This window comes from Serratia sp. CoH_134_PS_4 (assembly GCF_058190535.1).
In genome coordinates this window covers 682,765-706,747 of record NZ_JBXWKI010000001.1, presented here as the reverse complement: position 1 = coordinate 706,747, position 23,983 = coordinate 682,765, and the positions used below count along the sequence as shown (strand labels likewise).

General features: G+C 54.4%; 23 protein-coding genes. 15 read left to right on the top strand and 8 right to left on the bottom strand.

Annotation, left to right across the window (positions count from 1 at the left end; all coding sequences use genetic code 11):
• Nucleotides 1-30: 30 nt before the first annotated feature.
• Nucleotides 31-1,266: an alpha/beta fold hydrolase gene (locus AC2FCQ_RS03220; protein WP_490307556.1), complete on the top strand. Its 1,236-nt coding sequence runs from the start codon at nucleotides 31-33 to the stop codon at nucleotides 1,264-1,266.
• A gap of 97 nt (nucleotides 1,267-1,363) precedes the next feature.
• On the opposite strand, the gene AC2FCQ_RS03215 is transcribed toward AC2FCQ_RS03220, so the two are convergent.
• Nucleotides 1,364-2,269: a DMT family transporter gene (locus AC2FCQ_RS03215; protein WP_209633262.1), complete on the bottom strand. Its 906-nt coding sequence runs from the start codon at nucleotides 2,267-2,269 to the stop codon at nucleotides 1,364-1,366.
• 179 nt (nucleotides 2,270-2,448) lie between these two features.
• On the opposite strand from AC2FCQ_RS03215, the gene AC2FCQ_RS03210 reads away from it, so the two are divergent.
• Together AC2FCQ_RS03210 and AC2FCQ_RS03205 are read left to right on the top strand one after the other, a co-directional pair.
• Nucleotides 2,449-3,318, top strand: coding sequence for a helix-turn-helix domain-containing protein (locus tag AC2FCQ_RS03210; protein WP_490307555.1), 870 nt, complete (start codon nucleotides 2,449-2,451; stop codon nucleotides 3,316-3,318).
• 20 nt (nucleotides 3,319-3,338) lie between these two features.
• Nucleotides 3,339-3,776: a VOC family protein gene (locus tag AC2FCQ_RS03205; protein ID WP_209633267.1), complete on the top strand. Its 438-nt coding sequence runs from the start codon at nucleotides 3,339-3,341 to the stop codon at nucleotides 3,774-3,776.
• Nucleotides 3,777-3,844: 68 nt separating this feature from the next.
• Here AC2FCQ_RS03205 and AC2FCQ_RS03200 read toward each other — a convergent pair whose 3' ends face one another.
• Complete coding sequence (locus tag AC2FCQ_RS03200) at nucleotides 3,845-5,041, bottom strand: multidrug efflux MFS transporter (RefSeq protein WP_209633269.1); 1,197 nt, start codon at nucleotides 5,039-5,041, stop codon at nucleotides 3,845-3,847.
• Between the two features lie 545 nt (nucleotides 5,042-5,586).
• Here AC2FCQ_RS03200 and AC2FCQ_RS03195 point away from each other — a divergent pair.
• The 7 genes from AC2FCQ_RS03195 (at nucleotide 5,587) to AC2FCQ_RS03165 (ending at nucleotide 12,736) form a co-directional block, all read left to right on the top strand.
• On the top strand, nucleotides 5,587-6,459 hold the full coding sequence (locus AC2FCQ_RS03195) for a MurR/RpiR family transcriptional regulator (RefSeq protein WP_209633272.1): 873 nt from the start codon (nucleotides 5,587-5,589) through the stop codon (nucleotides 6,457-6,459).
• 18 nt (nucleotides 6,460-6,477) lie between these two features.
• Nucleotides 6,478-7,041 carry a D-alanyl-D-alanine dipeptidase gene (gene ddpX / locus AC2FCQ_RS03190; RefSeq protein ID WP_265556892.1) on the top strand — a complete coding sequence of 188 codons (564 nt, stop codon included), beginning with the start codon at nucleotides 6,478-6,480 and terminating at the stop codon, nucleotides 7,039-7,041.
• 35 nt (nucleotides 7,042-7,076) lie between these two features.
• Nucleotides 7,077-8,627, top strand: coding sequence for an ABC transporter substrate-binding protein (locus AC2FCQ_RS03185; RefSeq protein WP_490307554.1), 1,551 nt, complete (start codon nucleotides 7,077-7,079; stop codon nucleotides 8,625-8,627).
• A 258-nt stretch (nucleotides 8,628-8,885) separates the two neighbouring features.
• Nucleotides 8,886-9,902 (top strand): ABC transporter permease, encoded by a 1,017-nt coding sequence (locus tag AC2FCQ_RS03180; RefSeq protein WP_209633278.1) that lies wholly within the window; start codon nucleotides 8,886-8,888, stop codon nucleotides 9,900-9,902.
• Nucleotides 9,903-9,907: 5 nt separating this feature from the next.
• Complete coding sequence (gene ddpC, locus AC2FCQ_RS03175; protein WP_265556919.1) at nucleotides 9,908-10,795, top strand: D,D-dipeptide ABC transporter permease; 888 nt, start codon at nucleotides 9,908-9,910, stop codon at nucleotides 10,793-10,795.
• Nucleotides 10,795-11,799, top strand: a complete 1,005-nt coding sequence (locus AC2FCQ_RS03170) for an ABC transporter ATP-binding protein (protein ID WP_265556891.1) — start codon at nucleotides 10,795-10,797, stop codon at nucleotides 11,797-11,799. Before ddpC ends, AC2FCQ_RS03170 begins: the two co-directional genes overlap by 1 nt.
• Entirely contained in the window at nucleotides 11,789-12,736 is a 948-nt protein-coding gene (locus AC2FCQ_RS03165; RefSeq protein ID WP_265556890.1) for an oligopeptide/dipeptide ABC transporter ATP-binding protein, read from the top strand. Before AC2FCQ_RS03170 ends, AC2FCQ_RS03165 begins: the two co-directional genes overlap by 11 nt.
• A gap of 86 nt (nucleotides 12,737-12,822) precedes the next feature.
• On the opposite strand, the gene AC2FCQ_RS03160 is transcribed toward AC2FCQ_RS03165, so the two are convergent.
• Both AC2FCQ_RS03160 and AC2FCQ_RS03155 read right to left on the bottom strand, forming a co-directional pair.
• Nucleotides 12,823-13,509 carry an ATP-dependent Clp protease proteolytic subunit gene (locus AC2FCQ_RS03160; RefSeq protein WP_209633284.1) on the bottom strand — a complete coding sequence of 229 codons (687 nt, stop codon included), beginning with the start codon at nucleotides 13,507-13,509 and terminating at the stop codon, nucleotides 12,823-12,825.
• Between the two features lie 187 nt (nucleotides 13,510-13,696).
• Nucleotides 13,697-13,978, bottom strand: coding sequence for a YjcB family protein (locus AC2FCQ_RS03155; RefSeq protein WP_209633285.1), 282 nt, complete (start codon nucleotides 13,976-13,978; stop codon nucleotides 13,697-13,699).
• Between the two features lie 294 nt (nucleotides 13,979-14,272).
• Between AC2FCQ_RS03155 and mrdA the strand changes: the two genes are divergently transcribed.
• The gene (gene mrdA, locus AC2FCQ_RS03150; protein ID WP_265556888.1) at nucleotides 14,273-16,198 is read left to right on the top strand and encodes a penicillin-binding protein 2; all 1,926 of its coding nucleotides are present in this window, start codon (nucleotides 14,273-14,275) and stop codon (nucleotides 16,196-16,198) included.
• Between the two features lie 102 nt (nucleotides 16,199-16,300).
• Complete coding sequence (locus AC2FCQ_RS03145) at nucleotides 16,301-18,019, top strand: penicillin-binding transpeptidase domain-containing protein (RefSeq protein ID WP_209633289.1); 1,719 nt, start codon at nucleotides 16,301-16,303, stop codon at nucleotides 18,017-18,019.
• 315 nt (nucleotides 18,020-18,334) lie between these two features.
• On the opposite strand, the gene osmB is transcribed toward AC2FCQ_RS03145, so the two are convergent.
• A complete protein-coding gene (osmB, locus tag AC2FCQ_RS03140; protein WP_037415059.1) occupies nucleotides 18,335-18,547 on the bottom strand; it encodes an osmotically-inducible lipoprotein OsmB in 213 nt (70 codons plus the stop codon).
• A 460-nt stretch (nucleotides 18,548-19,007) separates the two neighbouring features.
• Here osmB and AC2FCQ_RS03135 point away from each other — a divergent pair, with 460 nt between their 5' ends.
• Nucleotides 19,008-19,142: an AcrZ family multidrug efflux pump-associated protein gene (locus AC2FCQ_RS03135; protein WP_209633291.1), complete on the top strand. Its 135-nt coding sequence runs from the start codon at nucleotides 19,008-19,010 to the stop codon at nucleotides 19,140-19,142.
• A 92-nt stretch (nucleotides 19,143-19,234) separates the two neighbouring features.
• Here AC2FCQ_RS03135 and AC2FCQ_RS03130 read toward each other — a convergent pair whose 3' ends face one another.
• Nucleotides 19,235-20,125, bottom strand: a complete 891-nt coding sequence (locus AC2FCQ_RS03130; RefSeq protein ID WP_490307553.1) for an alpha/beta hydrolase — start codon at nucleotides 20,123-20,125, stop codon at nucleotides 19,235-19,237.
• Nucleotides 20,126-20,307: 182 nt separating this feature from the next.
• On the opposite strand from AC2FCQ_RS03130, the gene AC2FCQ_RS03125 reads away from it, so the two are divergent.
• Nucleotides 20,308-21,744, top strand: coding sequence for an MFS transporter (locus tag AC2FCQ_RS03125; protein WP_265556886.1), 1,437 nt, complete (start codon nucleotides 20,308-20,310; stop codon nucleotides 21,742-21,744).
• Here AC2FCQ_RS03125 and AC2FCQ_RS03120 read toward each other — a convergent pair.
• Together AC2FCQ_RS03120 and AC2FCQ_RS03115 are read right to left on the bottom strand one after the other, a co-directional pair.
• A complete protein-coding gene (locus AC2FCQ_RS03120) occupies nucleotides 21,723-22,124 on the bottom strand; it encodes a VOC family protein (protein ID WP_265556885.1) in 402 nt (133 codons plus the stop codon). The genes AC2FCQ_RS03125 and AC2FCQ_RS03120 overlap by 22 nt on opposite strands.
• Before the next feature lie 108 nt (nucleotides 22,125-22,232).
• Nucleotides 22,233-23,249, bottom strand: a complete 1,017-nt coding sequence (locus tag AC2FCQ_RS03115) for an SDR family oxidoreductase (RefSeq protein ID WP_490307552.1) — start codon at nucleotides 23,247-23,249, stop codon at nucleotides 22,233-22,235.
• A 122-nt stretch (nucleotides 23,250-23,371) separates the two neighbouring features.
• On the opposite strand from AC2FCQ_RS03115, the gene AC2FCQ_RS03110 reads away from it, so the two are divergent.
• The gene (locus AC2FCQ_RS03110) at nucleotides 23,372-23,983 is read left to right on the top strand and encodes a TetR/AcrR family transcriptional regulator (protein WP_209633302.1); all 612 of its coding nucleotides are present in this window, start codon (nucleotides 23,372-23,374) and stop codon (nucleotides 23,981-23,983) included.

Below are 23,983 nucleotides of genomic sequence, written 5' to 3'. Positions count from 1 at the left end.
GGTTTTATTATTTCTTAAGAGGATCATGACATGGCTAACCTTACCTCACTTCATACCGAAGTTGTGCAGCGTTACATCAGCGCTTTTGGGGCGGGCGACGTTGATAGCGCATTACAACTGCTGACCGATGATGTGGTGTGGCATGTTGACGGGGTCACACAGGTTTCAACCGTTGGCATATTGAAAGGACGCGAGTCGGTGCGTCAGTGGTTGCAGTCATTCCCTGAAAACTTTCAGCCACGGGTTTTCCGGTTGGATAACTGGTGGGTTTCCGATGATAGCGTCATGGTGAAAGGGTATTTCCGCCACCGGGTGGTTTCTACCGGCCGTACTGTAGGCAGCGATTTTGTACTGCATTTTCAAATCCGAGAGGGTTTGATTGCGCGTTATCAGATTTTTGAAGATTCAGCGTTGCTTGCACGAGCTTTTGATTCTACCTGCGATGATGAGAAATACAGGGTACGCCTCAATCACACAGAATATGCCTATACGGATCGTGGTGAAGGACCTGTGCTCATGTTTGCCCATGGACTTTTTGTCGATGGCGATATTTTTACCGAGCAGATGGCAGTACTGGCAAAAAATTACCGCTGTATTGGGCTTGATATGCCAGGCCACGGGGAAAGCAGTTTCAATCACCGGGGATGGAGTCTGGATGATATTGCTGACGATCTGGCGTTGATGATTAACGAACTCTCTCTGGGGCCTGTGGTATTTATTGGGCAAAGTCAGGGCGGAATGGTGGGGATCCGGTTGGCGGCAAAGCACCCGGAATTGTTGTCCGGTTTGGTGTTAATTGGAACCAGCGCCCGTGAAGAGGATCCCCAACGCTACGGGACGTGGGAGCGTTTAAAAACGACACTCCTGCAAGGTAGTCATGAAGATTGCGAGGCCGCTTTCATCAATGTGCAGCAACACGTCAATGCGCCAGCCTGGCGACGTAACAATCCGCAGGCCATGGTGAGAGACCGGGCTATCATGCTGAAACATGACCGTAAGGGGCTGTCGTTGGCGATAGATGCGGCGGTCATCGAACGCGGAGATTGCCGTGCGTTGTTACCGCTGATAACGACCCCGACATGGGTTATTTGTGGGGAACAAGACGTAGCGACACCGCCAGAGCTCAGTGGGGAAATTGCTGAGGGGATTGCTAACGCCCGTTTATTAATGATGCCCGGTGTTGGGCACCATCCCCCACGGGAGGCCGCCAGCGAACTGGCGCAGGCGCTTGAGTGTTTCATTGGAACGTTCACCGACATTAACTGACCGGTTATTAATGGCGGAGTAACCAAAAAAACTCGCTCTGGGTGATGGCTGATAACTGATAACCAGGGGGGGCGCCTTCCAGTAAGGCGCTCTTTACTTAAACGGCCCGCTTGTGCCATAGCGCACTGAACCTGCCCGGCTTCGCAAACATCACCAGATTGCCGAGTAAAATCATGCCTAAACCCATCACGGCATTGAGGTGCCATTGGTAGCCTTCATAGAACGTTGAAATGCTGAGTGCGACCAGCGGGAACAACAGTGTGCTGTAGGCGGCAGCCCCGGCGCCAATGCGGCCCAGCAGACTGAAGTAGGCCGCGAAGGCAATCACTGATCCAAAAATGGCCAGATACAGCAATGAGCCAATATAGCGGGTGTTGAATTCAATCTGGAACGACGCTCCTTGAGACAGCGCGATCAATGCCATCAGTATTGCGCCGTAGCTCATGGCATAGGTATTGGTGGAGAGAATATCCAGCCCGCGCCGCTGGTGGCGAGTACTGATCATATTTCCCAGCGAAAAGCCGTAAGTACCGAGCGCACTCAGTCCAATGCCTTTCAACAGTTCGGGTGCCATTTGCGTGGCGGCCAAATCTTGCCAGAACAGGGCGACGATCCCGGTTAATCCCAGCACCGCTGCCGGCAACAGGTTCGGACTGGGGCGTTGACGAAAGAAAATCATGCCGTTAACGGCATTGAACAGCACTGCCATTGAAAAAATTACCGATTCCAAACCACTGCTGATATAAGCCGCAGCATGGTAAAAACAGTAGAAGTTAAAACCGAAAACGCAGCAGCCTTGCAGGATGCAAAACACATGATCACGTGGGGCAATGCGGCGCAAGCGGCGCATCAACAACAAGATGACAAACATCGTCATGGCGGCAACAACAAAGCGGTAGCTGATGGAAACAGGAATGGCCACCGGGCCTGCTTGTTGTAAGGTAATTGCAATCCAGGTGGTGCCCCAAATCAGTACCACGGCCAGGTACAACAGCGTGTTCATAATTGGCTCCGACAAAAATAGACTGGGTCAGTATCCTTCGTGGCTGGGTATCGCGCTTTCAGTGCATTGCGCGCAATTGCATATTCTTGCGCTTTTTTTGGCAAAAGCGAGGGTTAGCGTCTGGTGTGGTACGGCACCTCTCTCTACACTGGAAACATTGGAAAAAGCGGGGGCGGGTGATGTCCAGGTACAAGGCGTTTGAAACACTGCGGGAGCATAACGCGCAGTTGCACAACAATGTGCAGCTGGGGTCCGGTGTGGAAATTGCGGCCTGGTCCAACCGTAACGATCGCATTACTCAGGAAAGTGCCGATCACCATACGCTGAGTCTGTATGTCGCAGACGGGTATGAGTGCTATCAGAAAGTGCCCGGCGGTTGGAAAAATGGCGGTGGGCCAGACCGCTTCTGCATTATGCCCCGTCAATATGAATCTACCTGGGATGTGCGCAGCGATTTATCTTTCGTACACCTTTATTGCACCGATCGGCATCTGCGTCAGGTGGTGGAACACACCTGGGATCGGAGCCCCGCCGCGATTAACCTCGATCAGCTCGCGTTTGGCGAAGATCCCAAGATTACGTTGCTGTTTCGCCAGTTTATACTCAACTGTAACTGGCAGGAGAATGTCAATCAGCTGGCACTCAGTAGTGCGACGACCTTTTTGATGTCGCATTTGGTGCAGCATTACAGCCAACTGCATTGGGTGTTGCCACAGGTACGGGGCGGTTTGGCCCCCGTGGTTGCCAGGCGGGTGAAAGCCTACATAGAGCAGCATCTGGACCAACCGTTGTTGCTGTCAGATTTGGCGGCAGAGGCCGGGTTGAGTGAATTCCACTTTGCCCGTATGTTCAAACATGATACCGGTATGGCGCCGCACCAGTTCGTGATGCGTGCACGGTTGCAACAGGCGGAAAGGTTGCTGTGCCACAGCGTACTGTCGCTGACGCAGATTGCGTTGGAGTGCGGCTTTAGCTCGTCCAGCCACTTTAGCAATCGCTTTAAAGCGGCCTACGGATTTTCCCCAACACAAATGCGCCAGGGGCGTTGATGTCCTTTACAGGAGAGAACATGGAACAGCAGTTCGCAGGACTGGGTGTGTTATTTATCGCTGGATTTGGCCCGATTACTCAAGAGACGGATCACAGCAAAGCCTTTTATGTTGACGCATTGGGATTGCCGCTTAAGCCGATGGAAGGTAATCCAGACTATCTGTTAACCGAGCATGGCGCGCTGGAGGGGGTAAAACACTTTGCCCTGTGGCCGCTGGCGCAGGCCGCACAATCGTGTTTCGGTAGCGATCAATGGCCCGTTGATCTGCCGGTGCCGCAGGCCTGGATGGAATTCGACGTCGCCGATATCGCGCTGGCGACTCAAGGGCTGATTGATCGCGGCTATCGCCTGTTGGTTGCCAACCGTGAAGAGCCGTGGGGCCAAAGCGTGACCCGCTTACTCAGCCCGGAAGGGATGTTGATCGGCGTGACCGTTACCCCTTGGTTGCGGGATTAATCGCTGTTTATTACCGCCCTCAATGACAGTACTTCCTTTTATCAGGGCCGCTGCGGCGGCCCTATTGATCACGCCTGGTCACGCTCAACTTTTTTAAACTGACGGCGAACCTGCAGGCAGTTGATCAATACCAGTACCGCCGTTACGGCGAATACCCAGCGGAATCCCATCAGTGCCGAAACACCAGAGCCAACCAGCGGGCCGACCACATTGCCAAGGTACATAAATGACTGGTTATAACCAAAGATACGGCCAGTGACCTGATCGGAAGAATACTTCAGTAGCAGCGTCTGTACCGCAGGCATCAAGGCCCCGTCAGCAAACCCCAGCAGAAAGCGAAGTATCCCCAGTTGGAGTGGCGTTTCCACCCAGGCCATGATCGCGAACAGCACCGTTGTTAACCCCAGTGCGGCCAACAAAATACGTGAGGTGCCGATACGGTCGCCAAGCCGGCCAAGACGCGGGGCGGAAATCAAGGCCGCAACGCCGGGAACGGCGGCAATCATGCCGCTAATGAAAGCAATATTGCTGCTATCACTGGATAACTCCTTAATAAAAAGCGTCAAGATTGGGCTGATGGACGAATTGGCCACTTGGATCATCAGCGTACTGACAAACAGCGTTACGATCAGCGCTGGATAGGGCAGCGACTGGAATACCGCCTTACCGGTCAGCCGATCGGCTTTTTTCACCTCAATGCGACGTTCTTTTATCAGGAACAAAGTGATCAGGAAGCTGACGAACATCAGCCCGGCAGTGACAAAAAACACCACGCGTAAGCCAAGGTGATCGGCCATTAATCCACCCAATAGCGGACCGACGATCACTCCGGTCACCGGGCCGGTGGACAACGTACCCAGTGCCCAACCGCTTTTATCGCGTGGCACCTGCGAGGCAACTAATGCCATCGCATTGGGGATATAACCGGAGGCTAGCCCCATCAATGCGCGTAGCGCGAACAGTTGATAAACGTTGCTGACCAGGCCTTGCAGCGCAATCACGATTGCCATCCCCAGGGACGCACGCAGCAACATCAGTTTTCGGCCTTTGCGGTCCGCCAGGCTGCCCCACAGCGGCGATACCAATGCGGAGACCAAAAAAGTACCGCTGAATACCAAACCGGACCACATACTCAGCGACTGGTGGCCGGTAACACCGAGCTGTTCGACATACAGCGGGAGAAAAGGGAGGATTTGGCTCATTGCCAGCCCGGTAAAGAAACAGCCGAGCCAGACCGAAATCAGATTGAGTTTCCACGCTTCCATCAGCTTGTCGTACCACTTTGAATTAGGAGGGAATTATTGAGCAGAATAATAATAACACCAGTTATCAGGCTGTGCCGGGGGAAATAAGTGAACAAAAGTAAAACCCGCCGGGACATTGCCCTGATCAAGCCTTGCAGCGGCCAGTCTGTGCGGGTGGATACACCGCTGGACAGTGGACTTAGCGAAGGGGGCGTTAGACGGGGTCTGCCCTGTATTGATACGCCCACGATCAGGATCCGAGGCGAGCCTCATAGACCGGATTACGATCTTGCACCGACGTTTGCATTGGTTTCGCAAGCGCTGTCATAAAATTGAAAATCAGTGGTTCATGGCAGTGCATTGCCAGATGCATTGCCCAATTGTTGTGCAATAGTTATCAACTGATGACTATGTTGTAACCGTAGGTTCTGCCGTCCCTACGCCGCCCTGCGTGAATCTCCCCCAGCCGTTCGCAATTGGCACAGGCCATGCATAGCCATCATCAGCGTCTGTTACCTGAGTAACAGAAGGTGGTTTAGTGACAACTCAACAACAGTGGGCAGAATATGGCAGAGCACCCTGATGTGATCGCACAAATCGAAGCGTCATTTGCGGTTCAGACCCCAACGGGCAAGCGTATCGCCGGATATCTGCTGGCCAATTTGGCGCAAGTTCCGTTTGAAACGGCTGACAGCATCGCCCGCAGCACGGCCACCAGCGGCATTTCAGTCGGGCGCTATCTGCGTAGTCTGGGGTACCGCAATCTTGAGGACTTGAAACGCACGTTGCGTGAACAGGGCACCGCGCTGTATCAGCCCTGGGGCGTGACCGATCGTCTGGGTGCCTACCGACAACGTCGCAAACAGCCACAGCCTCAGAAGCTGCGCCAGGCGTTAACGCTGGAACTGGAGGCGATAGAACACGTTTACCAATTGGCAGGTGGCGAAGCTTTTGCCCAGATCAGCCGCCAGTTGGCACAGGCAGAGGCGGTATTTGTGATTGGCGTCCAGTCGACGCGGGGGATTGCTAACGCCTTCTACAGCCACCTGGAATACCTGCGGCCCAAGGTCTATTACGCCGATGGTCTGTCCGGTACCTACGTAGAGTCACTCAATTCAGAATTCAATTCACCCTATCTGGTGCTGACCGATACCCGCGCCTATTCCACTATCGCCCAGAAATACTGCCAGGCGGCATGCGCACGCGGGCTGCGGTTGGCACTGGTTACCGATATTTACTGCCCTTGGGCACGAGATTATCCCATTGACCTGCTGCAGGTGAAAACTGACACCGGCCAATTTTGGGATTCATTGGCACCGTTCAGCTGCTTGTTCAACTTGCTGCTGTCCTCCGTGCTGGAACAAGGGGGAGCGGCGGTAGAACAACGGCTGGCCAATAACCGCATCCTGCAAAAAGAACTGGGGCAATTTGAATCTTAATCGCTATGGGAAAATGCAATGAGTGACAATGTAACCTTAACCGATCTGGCAGCCATGTTCCCCGACTTGCCTATCGATCTGAAGTACGCCACCGCTGACAACCTGACGGGGCGGGCAATCTACCGTGAAAGCCGCTGCTTGCTGCATCCCGATGCGGTGGCAGGGCTACGGCGCTGTTTATTGGCTGCGCGGCTGGCCGGCTTTTCTCTGCAGGTGTTTGATGCTTACCGTCCACAGCAGGCGCAGGCACTGTTGTGGCTGGCGTGTCCCGATCCGCAGTATGTCACCAGCACACAAACCGGTTCGCACCACAGCCGCGGCGTGGCGATCGATGTGACGTTGCTGGACGCCAGTGGCACAGCGCTGGATATGGGCACCGGATTTGATGAGATGAGCGAACGCTCTCACCCGTTTTACCCTGATTTCTCTCCGGAGGTGCAACGCAATCGGCTGCTGCTGAATGCGGTGATGGCTGCCGGAGGTTTTCGCGGCATTGCCAGCGAATGGTGGCACTTTGAACTGCCTAACGCCGGTGATTACCCGCTGCTGGCCGATCGTTTCGGCTGTTTTTCTTACGATTAAAACAACACACATTCAACGCATCAGGAGCTTTGTTTATGAATAAGATCAAATACGCCGCTCTGGCGGCAGCAGTGACGTTGGGCATGGTCGTCATGGGGCAGGCACAGGCCGCCGTACCCAAAGACATGTTGGTGATTGGCAAAGCCGCCGATCCGCAAACGCTGGATCCGGCGGTGACTATTGATAACAACGATTGGACGGTGACCTATCCGGCTTACCAACGGCTGGTCCAGTACAAAACCGAAGGCGGGAAAGGCTCGACTCAGGTTGAAGGCGAACTGGCCGAAAGCTGGACGGCTTCTGATGATCAACTCGTCTGGACCTTTAAGCTTAAGCCGGGCAACAAATTTGACGACGGTTCGGATGTCAATGCAGACGCCGTGAAGTGGTCGTTTGAACGCCTGATGAAAATTGGCCAGGGGCCGTCAGAAGCCTTCCCGAAAGACATGCAGGTCACGGTGGTGGATCCGCTCACTGTGCGCTTTACCTTGAAAACCCCGTTTGCGCCGTTCCTGTACACCTTAGCCAACGACGGGGCCGGTATTGTTAACCCGGCTATCGCCAAGGCCAATCCGGCCGATGAAGGTAAAGCCTGGCTGTCGAGTCACAGTGCCGGTTCGGGCCCGTACAAGCTGGATCGTTGGCAGAAAGGACAACAACTGGTGCTGGTGCCGAACCCGCATTACAACGGGACAAAACCGGCGTTTAAGCGTGTGACGGTCAAAATCATCGGTGAAAGCGCAACCCGCCGTTTGCAACTGACACGTGGCGATCTGGACATTGCCGAGTCACTGCCGATCGACCAGCTCACTGCATTAAAGAGCGAAAACAAGGTGGCGGTAAATGAATATCCGTCGTTGCGGGTGACCTATTTATACCTCAACAACGGCAAAGCACCGCTGAACCAGGTGGATCTGCGCCGGGCCATTTCTTACGCGGTGGATTATCAGGGCATGGTGAAAGGGATCCTCGGCGGTAACGGCAAACAAATGCGTGGCCCGATCCCGGAAGGCATGTGGGGTTACGATGCCAGCGCGCAGCAGTACAGCCAAGATGCCGATAAAGCCAAAGCAGCGCTGGCGGCGGTGAAGGATAAACCCGCGTCGCTGAACTTCCTGTATTCGGTCAGCGATCCCAACTGGGAGGCGATTGCGCTTTCGGTACAGGCCAGTCTGGCGACCGTGGGCATCAACGTCAAGCTGGAGAAATTGGCTAACGCCACCATGCGCGATCGCATCGGTCAGGGCAATTACGACATCGCAATTGGCAACTGGAGCCCGGACTTTGCCGACCCCTACATGTTCATGAACTACTGGTTCGAGTCCGACAAGAAAGGGCTACCCGGCAACCGCGCGTTCTACAGTAATCCGCAGGTCGATGCGCTGCTGAAGAAAGCGGTATCGGTGTCCGATCAACAGGTGCGCACTGCTGACTATCAGGCTGCGCAGAAAATCGTCATTGACCAGGGGGCCTACGTCTATCTGTTCCAGAAAAACTATCAGGTAGCGATGAACAAAGATGTGAAGGGCTTTGTATATAACCCGATGCTGGAGCAGGTATTCAACGTTGGGCAGATGAGCAAGTAAGTTGTTTGGGTGCTTCAGACAGCTAACAAAGCCAGTTATTAGAGAGAGCGTGCCGAAGGGGTCGTAACGGCCTTGGCCGTCGACCCATTTGCCGGGAGCAAATGGGAACGACGTCGAGTCGGCCCGTAGGGTGGGACACACGGATGTGTCCCATAATGGCCCCTCGGTGCGCCAGGCCCGAGTATCTCTGGTTTGAAGACAATATTGCTATCCAACTCGGGCAGCCGTTTGGCTGCCCATGCACCATGGGAAACCACTATGAACGTTTGGAGCCTTATCCGTCAGCGCTGCTGGGGACTGGTGCTGGTGATGTTCGGGGTGTGCGTGATCACCTTTACCATCTCACACCTGATCCCCGGCGATCCGGCGCGGCTGTTGGCCGGTGACCGGGCCAGCGAGGAGATTGTCCAGCATATTCGCCAACAGCTGGGCCTGGATCAGCCGCTATATGTGCAATTCGGTCGCTACGTGCTGGATTTGCTGCACGGCGATCTGGGGACATCTATCCGCACCGGGCGACCGGTGCTAGAGGATTTACGCGCTTTCTTTCCCGCGACGTTAGAGTTGGCTTTTTGCGCGTTGGTATTGGCGATCGCGTTGGGCGTTCCACTCGGGGTTGTGTCGGCGGTTTACCGTAATAAATGGCCCGACCATCTGGTACGGCTATTGTCGGTGACCGGCATCTCTACCCCGGCTTTCTGGCTGGGGCTGGGCGTGATCATTTTGTTTTATGGACAACTCAATCTGTTACCCGGCGGTGGTCGGTTAGACGACTGGTTAGATCCACCCACGCATATCACCGGATTTTATCTACTTGATTCACTACTGACCGGCAATGGTGAAGCGTTCTGGAACAGTCTGCGGCATCTGATTTTGCCGGCACTCACCCTGGCGTTTGTTCACCTCGGCGTGGTGGCGCGGCAAATCCGCTCGGCAATGCTTGAACAGTTGGGGGAAGACTACATCCGTACCGCGCGGGCCAATGGCCTCTCACACTGGCGTGTGGTGCTGGGCCATGCGTTGCCCAATGCGTTAATCCCTTCGGTGACGGTGTTGGGGCTGGCGCTGGGGGATTTGCTGTACGGTGCGGTGCTGACTGAAACGGTATTTGCCTGGCCAGGTATGGGGGCTTACGTCGTGGACTCCATTCAGGCATTGGACTTCCCGGCGGTGATGGGCTTTGCCGTCGTGGTGTCTTTTGCCTATGTAATGGTGAATTTGATCGTCGATCTGCTCTATCTGTGGATCGACCCGCGAATGGGGCGCGAGGGATAATGACGATGATTCAAATCGAACAACCGCCCGTGGCGGAGGCAGCACTGCGTTTTGTCAGCCTGCGTCGTGCCTGGTACCGGGTACGCCGCAGTCCGCTTACGCTGTTGGGTGCTGCCATCATGATTGCCGTGCTGTTTCTGATGCTGTTTTCACCGTGGTTGGCACCGCATAACCCAGACGCTATCGATCTTACCGCCCGGTTATTGCCGCCTTCGGCAGCGCATTGGTTCGGCACCGACGAAGTGGGCCGAGACCTGTTCAGCCGGGTGCTGGTCGGCAGCCGTCAGTCGGTGGCCGCCGGATTGGCGGTGGTGGTGCTGGCGGGCGGAATTGGCTCGCTGCTCGGCTGTTTCTCCGGCGTGATGGGCGGTACGGTGGATGCGTTGATCATGCGCTGCATGGACATCATGCTGTCAGTGCCCTCGCTGGTGCTCACGATGGCATTGGCGGCAGCGCTGGGGCCCAGCCTGTTCAACGCCATGCTGGCGATTGCCGTGGTACGCATCCCATTCTACGTCCGATTGGCACGAGGGCAGACGTTGACGCTTCGCCATCAGGCCTATATGCAAGCGGCACGTACCTTTGGTGCCTCACGCTGGCACCTGATCGGTTGGCATGTCCTTCGCAACGTGATGCCGCCGCTGGTGGTGCAGGCATCGTTGGATATTGGCACCGCGATTCTGATGGCCGCCACGCTGGGTTTTATCGGGCTGGGTGCGCAGCAGCCGACCGCCGAGTGGGGGGCGATGGTGGCCAACGGCCGGAACTATGTCCTCGACCAGTGGTGGTATTCGGCGTTTCCCGGAACGGCGATCTTGATCACCGCCACGGGGTTCAATCTCTTCGGCGATGGTCTGCGTGACCTGCTTGATCCTAAATCCCGGGGGCGTTAATGAGCGAAACTACGGTGTTATCCATTGATGAGTTGCAGTTGGAATTCCCGGTTTACGGCGGCAGTATCAAAGCGCTCAACCGGGTATCGCTGCAGGTCAAGGCTGGCGAAATTGTGGGCGTGGTTGGCGAGTCCGGCTCCGGCAAGTCGGTGACGGCGATGATGACGCTGCGTCTGTTGGCTGAAGACGGCTACAGCGTTACCGGCGGTTCTCTGGAGATGTTGGGCACTGACGTGCTTAACGCCAGCGAGCGGCAAATGCGCCAACTGCGCGGCGCACGGGTGTCGATGATTTTTCAGGAGCCGATGAGTGCGCTAAACCCTACGCGCAAAATTGGTCGGCAAATGTGTGAAGTGATCCGCCTGCATCAGCAGCTATCCCCGCAGGCGGCACGAGACAAGGCTGCCCAACTGCTGCGTGAGATGCAAATTGCCGACGCGGAACGGGTGATGGAGCGCTATCCGTTTGAGTTGTCCGGCGGCATGCGCCAACGGGTGTTGATCGCCATGGCGTTTTCTTGCGAACCGGAACTGATTATCGCCGATGAACCGACGACCGCACTGGACGTCACGGTACAGCGACAGGTACTGCGTTTGCTGCAACAAAAAGCGCGCGCCAGCGGTACGGCAGTGCTGTTTATCACTCATGATATGGCCGTGGTTTCGCAGCTGTGTGACCGGGTGTACGTGATGTATGCCGGGCACGTGATAGAAAGTGGTACCACGGGAAATGTGATAGAAAATCCCCGTCATCCCTACTCGATCGGGTTGTTGTTAGCGGCACCGGAACGTGCCGAGCCACGCAGTCTGTTACGTGCCATTCCTGGCACGGTGCCCAATCTTGGTGCCTTGCCGCCAGGGTGTGCTTTCAGTAATCGCTGTAGCCACGCTGACGCTCAGTGCCTGCAAACGCCACGGCTGGTGCCATTAGCCTCTGAACCGGCCCAACACGTGGCCTGCTGGCATCCGCAGTCTATTGATTTGGAGGCGCGAAATGAACGTTGAAGCACTACTGGAGTTGCGCGATGTGCGCCTGCGTTTTCCTGCCAGTTATAACTGGCGTGGCAAACCACAAGAGTATGTGCATGCGCTCAATGGGCTGGATCTCAACATCATGCGTGGCGAAACGTTGGGTATCGTCGGTGAGTCCGGCTGCGGCAAAAGCACGTTAGCGCAGTTGCTGATGGGATTGTTAAAACCGAGCAGTGGCGAACTGGTACGTGCTCGCAACGCGGGTTCTTGGTTTGGCAGCGGTATGCAAATGGTATTTCAGGATCCGCAGTCGTCGCTCGATCCACGCTTGCCAGTGTGGCGCATTATCACTGAGCCGGTGTACGTGCAGCAGCATAACAGTGTGGCACAGCGGCGAGCACTGGCAACGGAGCTGGCACAACAGGTTGGCCTGCGACCGGAGGCGATCGACCGATTGCCGCATGAGTTTTCCGGTGGCCAGCGCCAGCGCATCTCCATTGCACGTGCGCTGTCTTCGCAACCGGATATCATCGTGCTGGATGAACCGACCTCTGCGTTGGATATTTCGGTACAGGCGCAGATCCTCAATTTACTGGTGGAATTGCAGCGCGAACGCAATCTGACGTACGTGCTGATTTCGCACAACGTTTCGGTTATCCAGCATATGAGTGACCGGGTGGCCGTGATGTATCTGGGGCAAATCGTCGAACTGGGGCCGACCGCACAGGTACTGCGCCAGCCGCAGCACCCCTATACGCGGCTGCTGCTGGATTCTGTGCCGCGGGCAGGCCGCTCACTGAGTGACAGTGCGATTGAAGACCGTAAGGGCGAACTGCCGGGCAACCGCCAATTACCGCCAGGCTGTTTTTTCCGCGAGAGATGCCCGTATGCGGGGGAAGGGTGCCAACTGCCACAAAGTTTACGGGTGAATTTAGGGGGATCGGCGGTGCGTTGCCACAAGGTGGCATGATGCAGAACATTCACAGCGTTCCCTTTTTAAATTCAGGGGCGCTGTGAATATAGGGGTGTTGAACAGTGGCTCAGGGTGAAACGCAATCAGTTATTGGTTTCTTCATTCAAGATGTAATAAGACACTGGAACAGTTTCCATCTTATTGGCTTTGTCGGTCGTCATCTTCCTTGCCAATGCAGTATCGAGATTAATAAGTTGGCGGCCATCTTCATTGAACAGCATTTTACTTATTTCTTCATCATTATACGTGGTGCATTGTTTATATACGTTACGGAACAACGCATTGTAACCGTCAGAGAACTGCTTGATTTGCGCTATTTCGTTAGGCTTCAGATAGTCTTGCTTGATGTTTGACGCAGCCGCAGGATGCAGCATAAAGCTGGCGGCGGGCATGGAGAGTCTTTCTTTACCGGCACAATAGAACAGGGTTGCCGCTGAACCGACAAACGCCGAGTTAACCGTGGTAATGGGGACCGGCGAGCTCTTGACCGCTTCATAAGCCATGTAACCGCTGGCCATATCACCGCCGCCGCTATTGATATACAAATACAGGTGTTTTAACGCGGGGTAGCTGGCGTTAATTTCATCGATGGAGGCAATGAGTTCGGTGACACTTTTTTCCGTGACATCGCCGACATACAGGATTTTGGCGGATTCAACGTTATTGTTTTTTACATTGCTCTTTTTGACGACGGATACGGTCGCAAAAGAGGCCGTCGAAAATACCGTGGCGCAGAAAAGTGTTATTATTTTAAAGGTGTTTCTATGCATTTGAATATTCCTTATTCAATAAAGTGGTGCACTATTGTAAAACGAGTCGATGAACCGTTTTGGAATGAATCAGGTTGGTTTAGCGTTTATTTACCCCTACGAACAACGCGGAAAGAATATAACATCGAGGCCGGAGCCGATATTCACGGCAGGTAAAGCGCGTCGCACTCTACCTGCCGAGGCGATTTCAGGGCATGGGCCAGTCGACAGGCGTGTTGCTCACCACGTCGACATACATATCCCACGCGTTTGACCAAAATTGCACAAATCCTTCCTGGCTGACGCTGATGCCCATCAGGCCCATAACGAACCAACAGGTGGTGAATAGCCCCAGGCTGCTGAACATAAATGCCATACCGTTACGGCTGGTCTTACGGCACACGACATTTAGCTGGCTGGCCAAAAACATCATAACAGCGCTCAGTAACTCCCAGCGCATCATAATAAAACCTGTGGCTATGGTACTCATCGAACATGATCCTTGGTGGAAAAGCCGCACCCGGCGGTGCGTCGGGAAATCAGTGCGGGCAAGGGTAAATTAGTGTGATCTTCGTCACATTGTAGCATCGCTGCAAATCACTGCTCAATCCCTGAACGGGGGAAAATCGGCATTTGGTAACATTCAAACATGCTGAAACATTTATGCCATTTCATTAGCAACCTTTTCATGGGGACCGTTAGCCAATAACGCTATGCTTGCCGACTTTTCACTGCCCTGATTTATCTTGGGAAAATGTGACGTCAGACAGGTAACTTGCCACGTATGGCACTATTAAAAGATAAAATCCGTGACCATTCCGCTGAGGAAATGCTGTTTATCCGCCGTGCTGGCGTGGCGATGGTGTTGGTTGTCGCCTGTTTTGGCATTTTGATTGTTAACCTGTACCGTCTGCAGGTTAAGCAGCATGCCTTTTACCAAACGCGGTCCAACCAAAACGACATTAAAATGGTGCCAATTGCACCCAGCCGAGGGCTGATATTCGACCGCAATGGCATTCCTTTGGTGCGCAACATTACGCTGTACCAGATCCAGATTACCCCCAGCAAAATCGACAATATGGCTGCGCTTTTGCAGGCGTTGACGCCGATTGTCGATCTGACCCCCGAAGATATCACTGCTTTTCGCGATGAAATGCATCACAACGGCCGCTATAAACCGGTGACACTGAAAACGGGTCTGACAGAAACCGAGGTGGCACGTTTTGCGGTAAATCAGTATCGCTTTGACGGCGTGACCATTGATACCTATCAGCAGCGGGAATATCCCTACGGGGCCGAATTAGCCCATGTCGTGGGTTACGTCTCGAAAATCAATGACGGTGATTTAAAGCGGCTGGATAAAGCCGGTCTGAGCGAGAACTATGCCGCCGACCACAATATCGGTAAGCAGGGCATCGAGGCTTACTACGAGTCCGAATTGCATGGCACGACCGGTTATCAAGAAGTGGAGGTGGACAACCATGGTCGCGTGATACGCCTGCTGAAGGAACAACCGCCACAGGCCGGTAAAAATATCTATCTGACGCTGGACCTGTCTCTACAACAGTACATTGAGTCGGTATTGAAGGGGCAGCGTGCGGCGGTGGTGGTTGAGGACCCGCGCGATGGTGGCATTTTGGCCATGGTTTCCAGCCCCAGTTACGATCCCAATCCTTTTGTGAAAGGCATCAGCTATAAAGCTTATAAAACACTGCTGACCAACCCCGACTTACCGCTGATTAACCGCGTCACGCAGGGGTTGTATCCACCGGCCTCCACCGTGAAGCCTTACATGGCGACGTCGGCGCTGTTTGCCGGTGTGATTACCCCCAATACCACTTTCTTCGGCGCGCCGACCTGGACATTGCCAGGCACCGAACGCCGTTACCGTGATTGGCTAAAGAGCGGCCACGGCATGTTGAATGTGACCAAGGCCATTGAAGAATCTGCCGATACCTTCTTCTATCAGGTGGCGTACGAAATGGGCATTGACCGTATTCACAGTTGGCTGAGCCAGTTTGGTTACGGCCAGGCGACCGGGATCGACCTTAACGAAGAGTATCGTGGCGTGTTGCCAAGCCGTGAATGGAAACAACGGGTACATAAGAAACCTTGGTACCAGGGTGACACCATTTCGGTGGGTATCGGCCAGGGGTATTGGGTCGCCACGCCGATCCAGATGGTGAAGGCATTAACCACGCTGATCAATAACGGTAAGGCGAAAACGCCGCATTTGCTGTACTCCATGCGCCAGGGCAATCAGGTAAGCCGCTACCAGCCGCCGGCAAAGGCCACGCAGATCGGTGATGCCAAATCGCCGTATTGGGGCATCGTGCGTAATGGAATGTATGGCATGGCCAATCTGCCGAACGGTACAGGCTATAAGCTTTTCCATACCGCTCCGTATCAAATAGCCGCCAAGTCCGGGACGTCACAGGTCTTCGGTTTGAAAGAAAATCAGACGTATAACGCCAAAATGATCCCGGTGCGGTTACGTGATCATATTTTCTATACCTTGTTTGCTCCTTATAAAAATCCGCGGGTGGCAATGGCGCTGATTTTGGAAAACGGCGGGGGGGATGGCGTGGTGGCAGGGCCGACCGCGCGGGCAATTCTCGATCACATTTTTGACCCGGCTAACGCACCGCAGCCTGACGCGGACCAGAAAGGTAAACCGGAGTTAAACGATAGCGCGGATGTGCAACAGTAAACGCGTTTGTTTTTACTTTCTTACAAACTGCAATCTTCTAAAGATTTCCGTCAGGTTAGACTGAAATAATTACATAATCCGAATAAAAACGCAGGGTTAACAGTGGCGCCTTCAACAAAAAAAAGCGGTAAAAATTATTCAAGCCTTCGCTTTGGCTGGATTTGCGGCGGGATACTGGTGTGCTTTTTTCTGCTGGCGTTCAGGGTCGGTTATTTGCAACTGATGGAGCACCAGCAGTTGGCCGATCAGGCGGACCAGCGGTCGATCCGCACGCAAGTGGTGCCGACCAATCGCGGAATGATCACTGACCGCAATGGCGAAGCTTTGGCGGTGAGTGTGTCATCACGAGATATTGTGCTGGATCCCAAGCATATTCTGGACACCAACACCGATCTCAGCAATGAGCGTTGGCAAAGTATGGCCAATGTACTGAAAATGCCGCTGAGCGACGTGCAGAAGCTAATACAGACCAATGCCCATAAGCGCTTCGTCTATCTGGCACGTAAGGTAGAAGACGATAACGCGAACTATATCAGCAAATTGCATCTAACGGGCGTGAGCACAGAGCAGGATTTCAGTCGCTTCTACCCGATGAGCCAGGATGCTGCCGGGCTTATTGGCATTGTTGGCCAGGACAACCAGGGGCTGGAAGGCATTGAGCTCGGCTTTAACCACCTGCTACAGGGCAAAAATGGCCTGCGGGTATATCAGAAAGACGGCAGCGGCGCGGTGATTGGCGTAATCAAGAGCGTCGATCCCGTACCGCCACCGAACGTGACGCTGAGTATCGATAAATTCATCCAATATGTGTTGTACGCACAAATTCGCGACGGTGTGGTGGCTAACCAGGCTGATTCTGGTTGTGCGGTATTGGTGAAAGTAAACACCGGCGAAGTGTTGGGGATGGCAAGCTACCCGTCGTTCAACCCGAATAATTATGCCAATACGCCGGCCAAAGATATCCGCAACGTGTGCAGTAGCGACAGTTTTGAACCGGGCTCCACGGTGAAACCGGTGGTGGTGATGGTGGGGCTGGAACACCATTTGATCAAGCCGGATACCGTGCTGGACACCACGCCTTATCGCGTGAATGGCCACTTGATCAAGGACGTGGGGCACTGGTCGAAACTGACCATTACCGGTGTGTTGCAAAAATCCAGTGACATCGCCGTGTCCCACATTGCGTTAGCCCTGCCAGCCACCGTACTCCCCGCAGTGTACAAGAGCTTTGGTCTGGGTTTGCCGACGGATCTGGGCATTGGGAACGAAAGCAGCGGCTACTTGCCACAGCACCGCGAGCGTTGGGCGGACATTGAACGTGCGACCTTCTCCTTTGGCTATGGCCTGCGCGTGACACCGCTGCAGATGGCCCGTGAATACGCCACTATCGGTTCCTATGGTGTTTATCGGCCACTGTCGATTACCCGGGTGACGCCGCCCGTTATGGGGCAACGCATTTTACCGGAAGATACGGTAAAAACGGTGGTGCACATGATGGAAAGCGACGCCTTGCCAGGCGGCAGTGGGCTCAGTGCCGCCGTGCCGGGTTACCGGTTGGCGATTAAAACCGGCACGGCAGAGAAGATGGGGGCTAACGGTAAATATGACGGAGGCTATATCAACTACACCGCCGGTGTGGCACCCGCTAGCGATCCGCAAGTCGCCTTGGTGGTCATGGTCAATAATCCGAAGGCCGGTAAGCACTTTGGCGGCTCGGTGGCAGGCCCTGTGTTTGGCAAGATTATGGCCCAGGTATTGGAACATATGAATATCCTGCCTGACGCGCAACCGCTGAACGTGGTATCCCAGGTTAAGGGGTAGCGTGAACCCCCTCTGCGGAGGGGGAGTCCAGCCGCTTTTTCAATGATTGTAGATTGACCTGCATTGATAGGGTGCCCCGGACGAGTATTCCCTTATCTCATCGATAAAAGCCAAATGTGTTGTTGCGGTGAACAGGATGAGGTTATTAAATAGGACGTGTTTTTAGCGTACGAATAGGTTTTTTTGCGGAAATATTTATAGGTGCGTTAATCTGTTTAAATTCACTGAATATAAAATACACCCATTAATCTCTATGGATGTTTAAAATAGATCAGGCCGGGTTCTTTTCAAGAAAAAGTGCCCGGCCTGGAAATATTAACGGCTGGTCTGGTGACCGATGATACCGCCCAAGGCCGCACCACCCAAGGTTCCCAGCGTACTGCCGTCGGTCAATACGGCACCGCCCAGCGCGCCGACGCCAGCGCCGATAGCGGTGTTGCGATCGCGGTGAGACATATTCCCACAGGCCGTTACGGACAGCGTTGCCATGATAACAACCATTACGCCTGCGGCACGTTTAAGGTTCATAAGATCTTCCTGGTAAATTGCCTAATTAACAGACAAAGAAAGTACTGATTAATCGGCCAGTAAAAGTTGAGATGAATGTATTCTTCCGGAAGAAAATAGAATAGGTAAATATTCTTAATTTTGAGAAAGCGTTTTTATTTCGCCGTTGCTGATGGTGTACTTGGCGATTAAAACATCAGCGTGCCGTTCAGTGGGATGGGCAGGGTGGTCATTAAAATCCGTTAAAAATCCTAAGGCTCATCATTATTATGCCTTTTCAGGCCATCGGGCGAACGCCCCCCAAACCCCGGGAGAGAGCATTTTTTTGCATTGCGGTAATGCAACTGTGTAAGTTACATTAGCGATGTAAGGTTGTGATCTCCGTCACAGATTGAAATCAAGCAAAAATAACCTTAAGAAATTCCAGGGAAATACCCCTTTCTGGAAAGGTATTCCTCTGCTTAAAAACCAGGAGAAAGCGATGTTAGAAATGATTGAAAGTTTGGCAACCGTGGTGATCCTGGTGCCGGTAATGATAGCCGTGTTGCTCGGCTCGATTTATGGCTTGGGTGAGCTGTGTAATATTTTCTCTGCCATTGGCAAAAAAAGAGACTGATTTTCATGCTCAGGGGGCGCAATGCCCCCCGATGCAGGTTTAAAGCAGCGTCGTCACAAAACCGCAGGTTTTAGATACCCATCTCCCCCATGTTATGCCGTCTGCCTTGCACGCGCAGATGACATAATCATCGCCATCACGTGTTTGAACATGTCGCTGTCAGGATTAGCCAGTGCGTTCACCAGCGTGAAATGATTGCTATGCCGATCTTCCAGCCGCCTGACGTCGAGCCCCTTTTCCAGGCAGGCGGTGTAATAGGCCAAGGTTTGGTTTTTAAACCCCTGCGTTTCTTTGGCACCGACGTCGAGCAGGATCTGCGGCGCATTGGCCTTTTCCGGCAGCATAAACAGTGGGCTGAGCGTTGCTGCCTGCTCTGGCGTGAGACGCATCCAGTCATTCACGTAGATATCACATAACGGACGAATGTCGTACAAGCCACTCAGCGCCAGTGCACCTTTGATGACATTGACCGGTACCTGATAAAGGTGCTGCCAGTCATCGGCGATCAACATGCCAGCCAGATGACCGCCCGCCGAGCTGCCACTGACAAAAATGCGCTCAGGATCGACGCCATATTGATGGGCATGGTGATAGAGCCAGGCGATGGCACTGCGCACCTCACGGACGATTTCAGCCAGCGTGGCTTCCGGTTGCAAGGTGTACTCTACGGTGGCAACGGCAACACCGTGGCGCGTGAAATTGGCTGCCATTGAACAGGCTTCCTCTTTGCGCTGGGAATGCCAATAACCGCCGTGAATAAACACCAATAGCGGTGCAGGCTGATTGGCTGCCGGGAACAGATCCAGGCGTTCTGCGGTACCCATGCCGTAATGGAGGTCATAGATCCCTGGCGTTTGCGCTTTGGCCTGGGTAGCCAGCGCTGCGTATTGCGCCATACAGGCGTCAAAATCATCGACCGAAGCGCGCGCATTGTATTGCACGGCGCGTGCCGACAGGTCATCAAAGATCAGGTCTATTTTCATCACGTCTCCTTAAGCAGTTTCCCCATCATCTGCCTGAAGTGGTTTTGGTGCTTGCGCCTTAATGCGGGTTTCTGGCAACCATGACATGGCGTTGGATGCATTAATAAACTGCATGTGCTGCGTCTTCCGCCATGTCCTGCGTTGGCATAGGCTTCTGAAAGATTCTTTCAGGAGAAAACGCGATGAAGCTTAATGTTCAACACGCCACCGGCAGTACACACCTACGCGGGCTTCTCACCAGCCTGTCCCTGTCAATGTTGGTCTCATCGTTGGGGGCCAGCATTGCCAACGTGGGTTTGCCTACGCTGGCACAGGCATTCAATACCTCTTTCCAGGCGGTTCAGTGGGTCGTTATTGTCTATCTGCTGGCTATCACTACATCCATTATCGCCATAGGGCGTTTGGGGGATCGAATAGGGCGACGACGTCTATTGTTGCTGGGAATTGCACTCTTTACCTTCGCGTCTGGCCTGTGCGCCGTTGCACCGGGTGTGTGGCCGCTGTTGGCGGCGCGGATTGTGCAAGGGTTGGGAGCCGCAGTCATGATGGCGATGACCATGGCGTTGGTGGGTGAGGCCGTCGATAAAGAAAACACCGGGCGTGCCATGGGGCTGCTTGGCAGCATGTCGGCGATCGGCACGGCGTTGGGCCCGTCGCTCGGCGGTGCATTGCTTTATGCTTTTGGGTGGCGAGCGATGTTCCTGGTTAACATTCCTGTGGGTCTGCTGGCGTTTATTCTGGCTTATCGCTTTTTGCCCAAGAGGCGCCAGCCTTCACAAAAAGAGTGCGGCCGGTTTGATCTGCCCGGCACCCTGCTGCTGGGGATAACGCTGGCCTGCTATGCCCTGTCTATGACGCTGGGGCGTGGTGATTTTGGCGTGATTAATGTGGCATTGCTGCTGTGTGCCGCATTGGGGGCGGGGTTATTCGTGCGGCTGGAAAACGTCACCGCATCTCCCCTCATACAACTGGCGCTGTTCAGGCAGCCGGGGTTGGGTATTGGGCTGACGATGAGTGCGCTGGTGATGACGGTGATGATGACAACGCTGGTCGTGGGGCCATTCTATCTGACGCGTGGATTGGGACTGCCGGTGGGACAGGCCGGGTTGGCAATGTCTGCCGGTCCGACCGTGGCGGCTTTGCTCGGTGTGCCTGCAGGCCGGTGGGTCGATCGTATGGGCGTATACAGCGTCACTGCTGCGGGTCTGGCGATCATGGCCGCCGGGGCAGGCGTCATGGCGATGATGTCGATAAAACAGGGCGTTTTGGGTTATCTGGTGCCACTGTGTTTGATCACCCTGGGATACGCGTTATTTCAGGTCGCCAACAATACGTCACTGATGACGCATGCCGCCCCTGAACAGCGCGGCGTGATCTCTGGCATGATCAATCTCTCACGCAATCTTGGGTTGATCACCGGTGCTTCCGCCATGGGGGCACTGTTCATGCTGGCGGCGAACACCGGTGACATTAAGCTGGCAACAGCGGATGCCGTGTCAAATGGCATGCGTGTGACGTTCCTGGCGGCTGGAGCCTTAGCGGCCATCGCGCTGGTGATGACCCTCAGGACGAATACGATCGGTAAGCAGGGGCCCGATTACAGCAGGTCCCCCCGGTAAGCGATATGAATTTTATTGCCATCCGGATCGCGCAGGTAAGCGCCAAAATAGCCCAGGCCATAGTGAGGGCGCTCGCCAGCCTCGCCTTCCGATATGCCGCCCGCGGCGATCCCGGCGGCATAGGCGTCACGAACCTGCTGCTCACTGTGGGCAGCGAACGCCACCATGCTGCCGTTGCCCGCGCTGGCCGGCTGCCGATTATAGGGCTGATAAGCGTAAAATCGTGGCAAGGCGTGTTCCGGCACAACCCAGCAACGTGCCGCGGGGCCGCCATCCGGCGTGACCGGGCGTTGTGTTAACCCTAAAGGCAGCAAAATGGCATCGTAAAACGCAGCGGCTTTGTCCAGATCGCTGACGCCGACGGTGATATGACTAAACATGTATTCTCCTTCCACGCCAGTGAACGGCATCGATACGTTGAGATGTTTTAGATCAAGCCAAATGGGCGATACAGGTGACTGCCCAAAAAGCATGATGACATTCGGTGTTTACTGCCCATTATTGCGCAGCCACGCCAGGGTATCCTGAAGTGTCTGCTCCAGCGGACGGAATGTGAGGCCCAGCTCTCGCTCACTTTTCGCGTGATTGAAATGGGAGCGATTAGCTTCTTTTACCATCAGACGTACCGTAGCCATGCTGAGTAAGACGGGTTTGCCGCTGAGGCGAGCATAGGCCTCCTGGAGTGTCGCCAGCACGTAGAGTAGCGGCATTGGCAGCGTGCGTTTGGGGGTTTTGACTCCGGCAATCTTCCCCAGCAGTGGCACCAACTGGTGCATGGTGATATGTCGTCCAGCAGCCAAATAGCGCTCACCGCGTCTACCTCGCTCTGCTGCCAGGATCATCGCCAGTGCGACATCCCGCGCGTCGACCACGGAAAAGCTCCCCGCGACCAAGCCTGGCAGTTTACCGTGCATGACGTCATTCGCTAACTGACCGGAAGACGTAGGGCCAAGATCGCCTGGGCCCCACATCCATCCCGGCAAGATCAGGCTGCCGTTCATTTGCGGGTGCTGCCGCAGGAATTCTAAGACTATGTCATCCGCCAGTATTTTACTGCGGTAATAATCATCGGCATCCTGGGGCCGTCGCAAACAGGTTTCGTCGATCGGCGCTCCTGGTTCACCGTTGAGCACGGCTATCGAGGAGGCATGGACAAAACGGCGCACGCCGCACCGGTAAGCCTGATTCAGTAGGTGCTCAGTGCCGGTGATGTTGACCGCTTTCAATTGAGCCCAGTGACTGCCTCCCTTGTAATTATCACGAAAATAGGCGGCGGTATGAAACAGGACGTCACAGCCGTGCAGGTGTTCGGCAAAGGCATTCACGTCAGTCATGTCGCCGACAACTAATTCAATACCTTCGGTCGTTCCAAACTGTTTGCGGCCTTTTTCCAGAGAGCGTACCAGTGCCTTGACCGCTATCCCCTGGGAGACAAGTTCACGGACCAGATTATTGCCGAGCAGGCCTGTTGCTCCGGTCACAAACGCCGTTTTTGTTTTCATCATGGATATCTTGAGTGGGCTTTCAAAGTTCAAGTGATATTTAAATCTAGAGGTGGCGGTTTGAAATATCAAGTGATATTTTAAATGCATTAAGAGCATGGATAATCCGCGTAAAGTTGACCCAGATGAAAACGACAAAAAAACGGCTAACCCGCGAGGAGAGCCAACAGCAGACCCGCGAACGCTTGATCGAGACCGCCCGACAATTATTCGTTTCTGGGGGCTACGGTGGTACCTCAATCCGCGATATCGTCAACCAGGCCGGTTACTCACAGGGGGCTTTTTATTCCAATTTCGCTTCCAAGGAAGATCTGCTGCTGCAGCTTTTGCAGCGGCATATGGAAGCGGAGGCCGCGCAACTCTCTCGCCTGACCCAAAATCGCACCGCTGATGCGAGCCAGGTGTTAGCCGCGCTTGAAGGATGGTCGGCAACCCTGAATCAGGAGGTCGACTGGTGTACATTATCGATTGAACTGCAATTGCATGCGAAGCGCAGCCCGGCCTTTGCCGTTGAGTATCAACGTGTTTGGGATGCGCACCAGGCAAAAATTGGCACGGTGATTGGCTCGCTGTTTCAGCAAAGGGGAAAGACGCCGCCGGCAGACCCTAATGAATTGGCGTCGGCCTTGATGGCAATGGCGCACGGGCTGGCTTTGCAGCGCAGTCGCCCGGGCGCCGATCCAACAGGCCGGTTGATCATGCTGTTTTTACGTAGCCTGCTTTCAGCGGCAGACTGA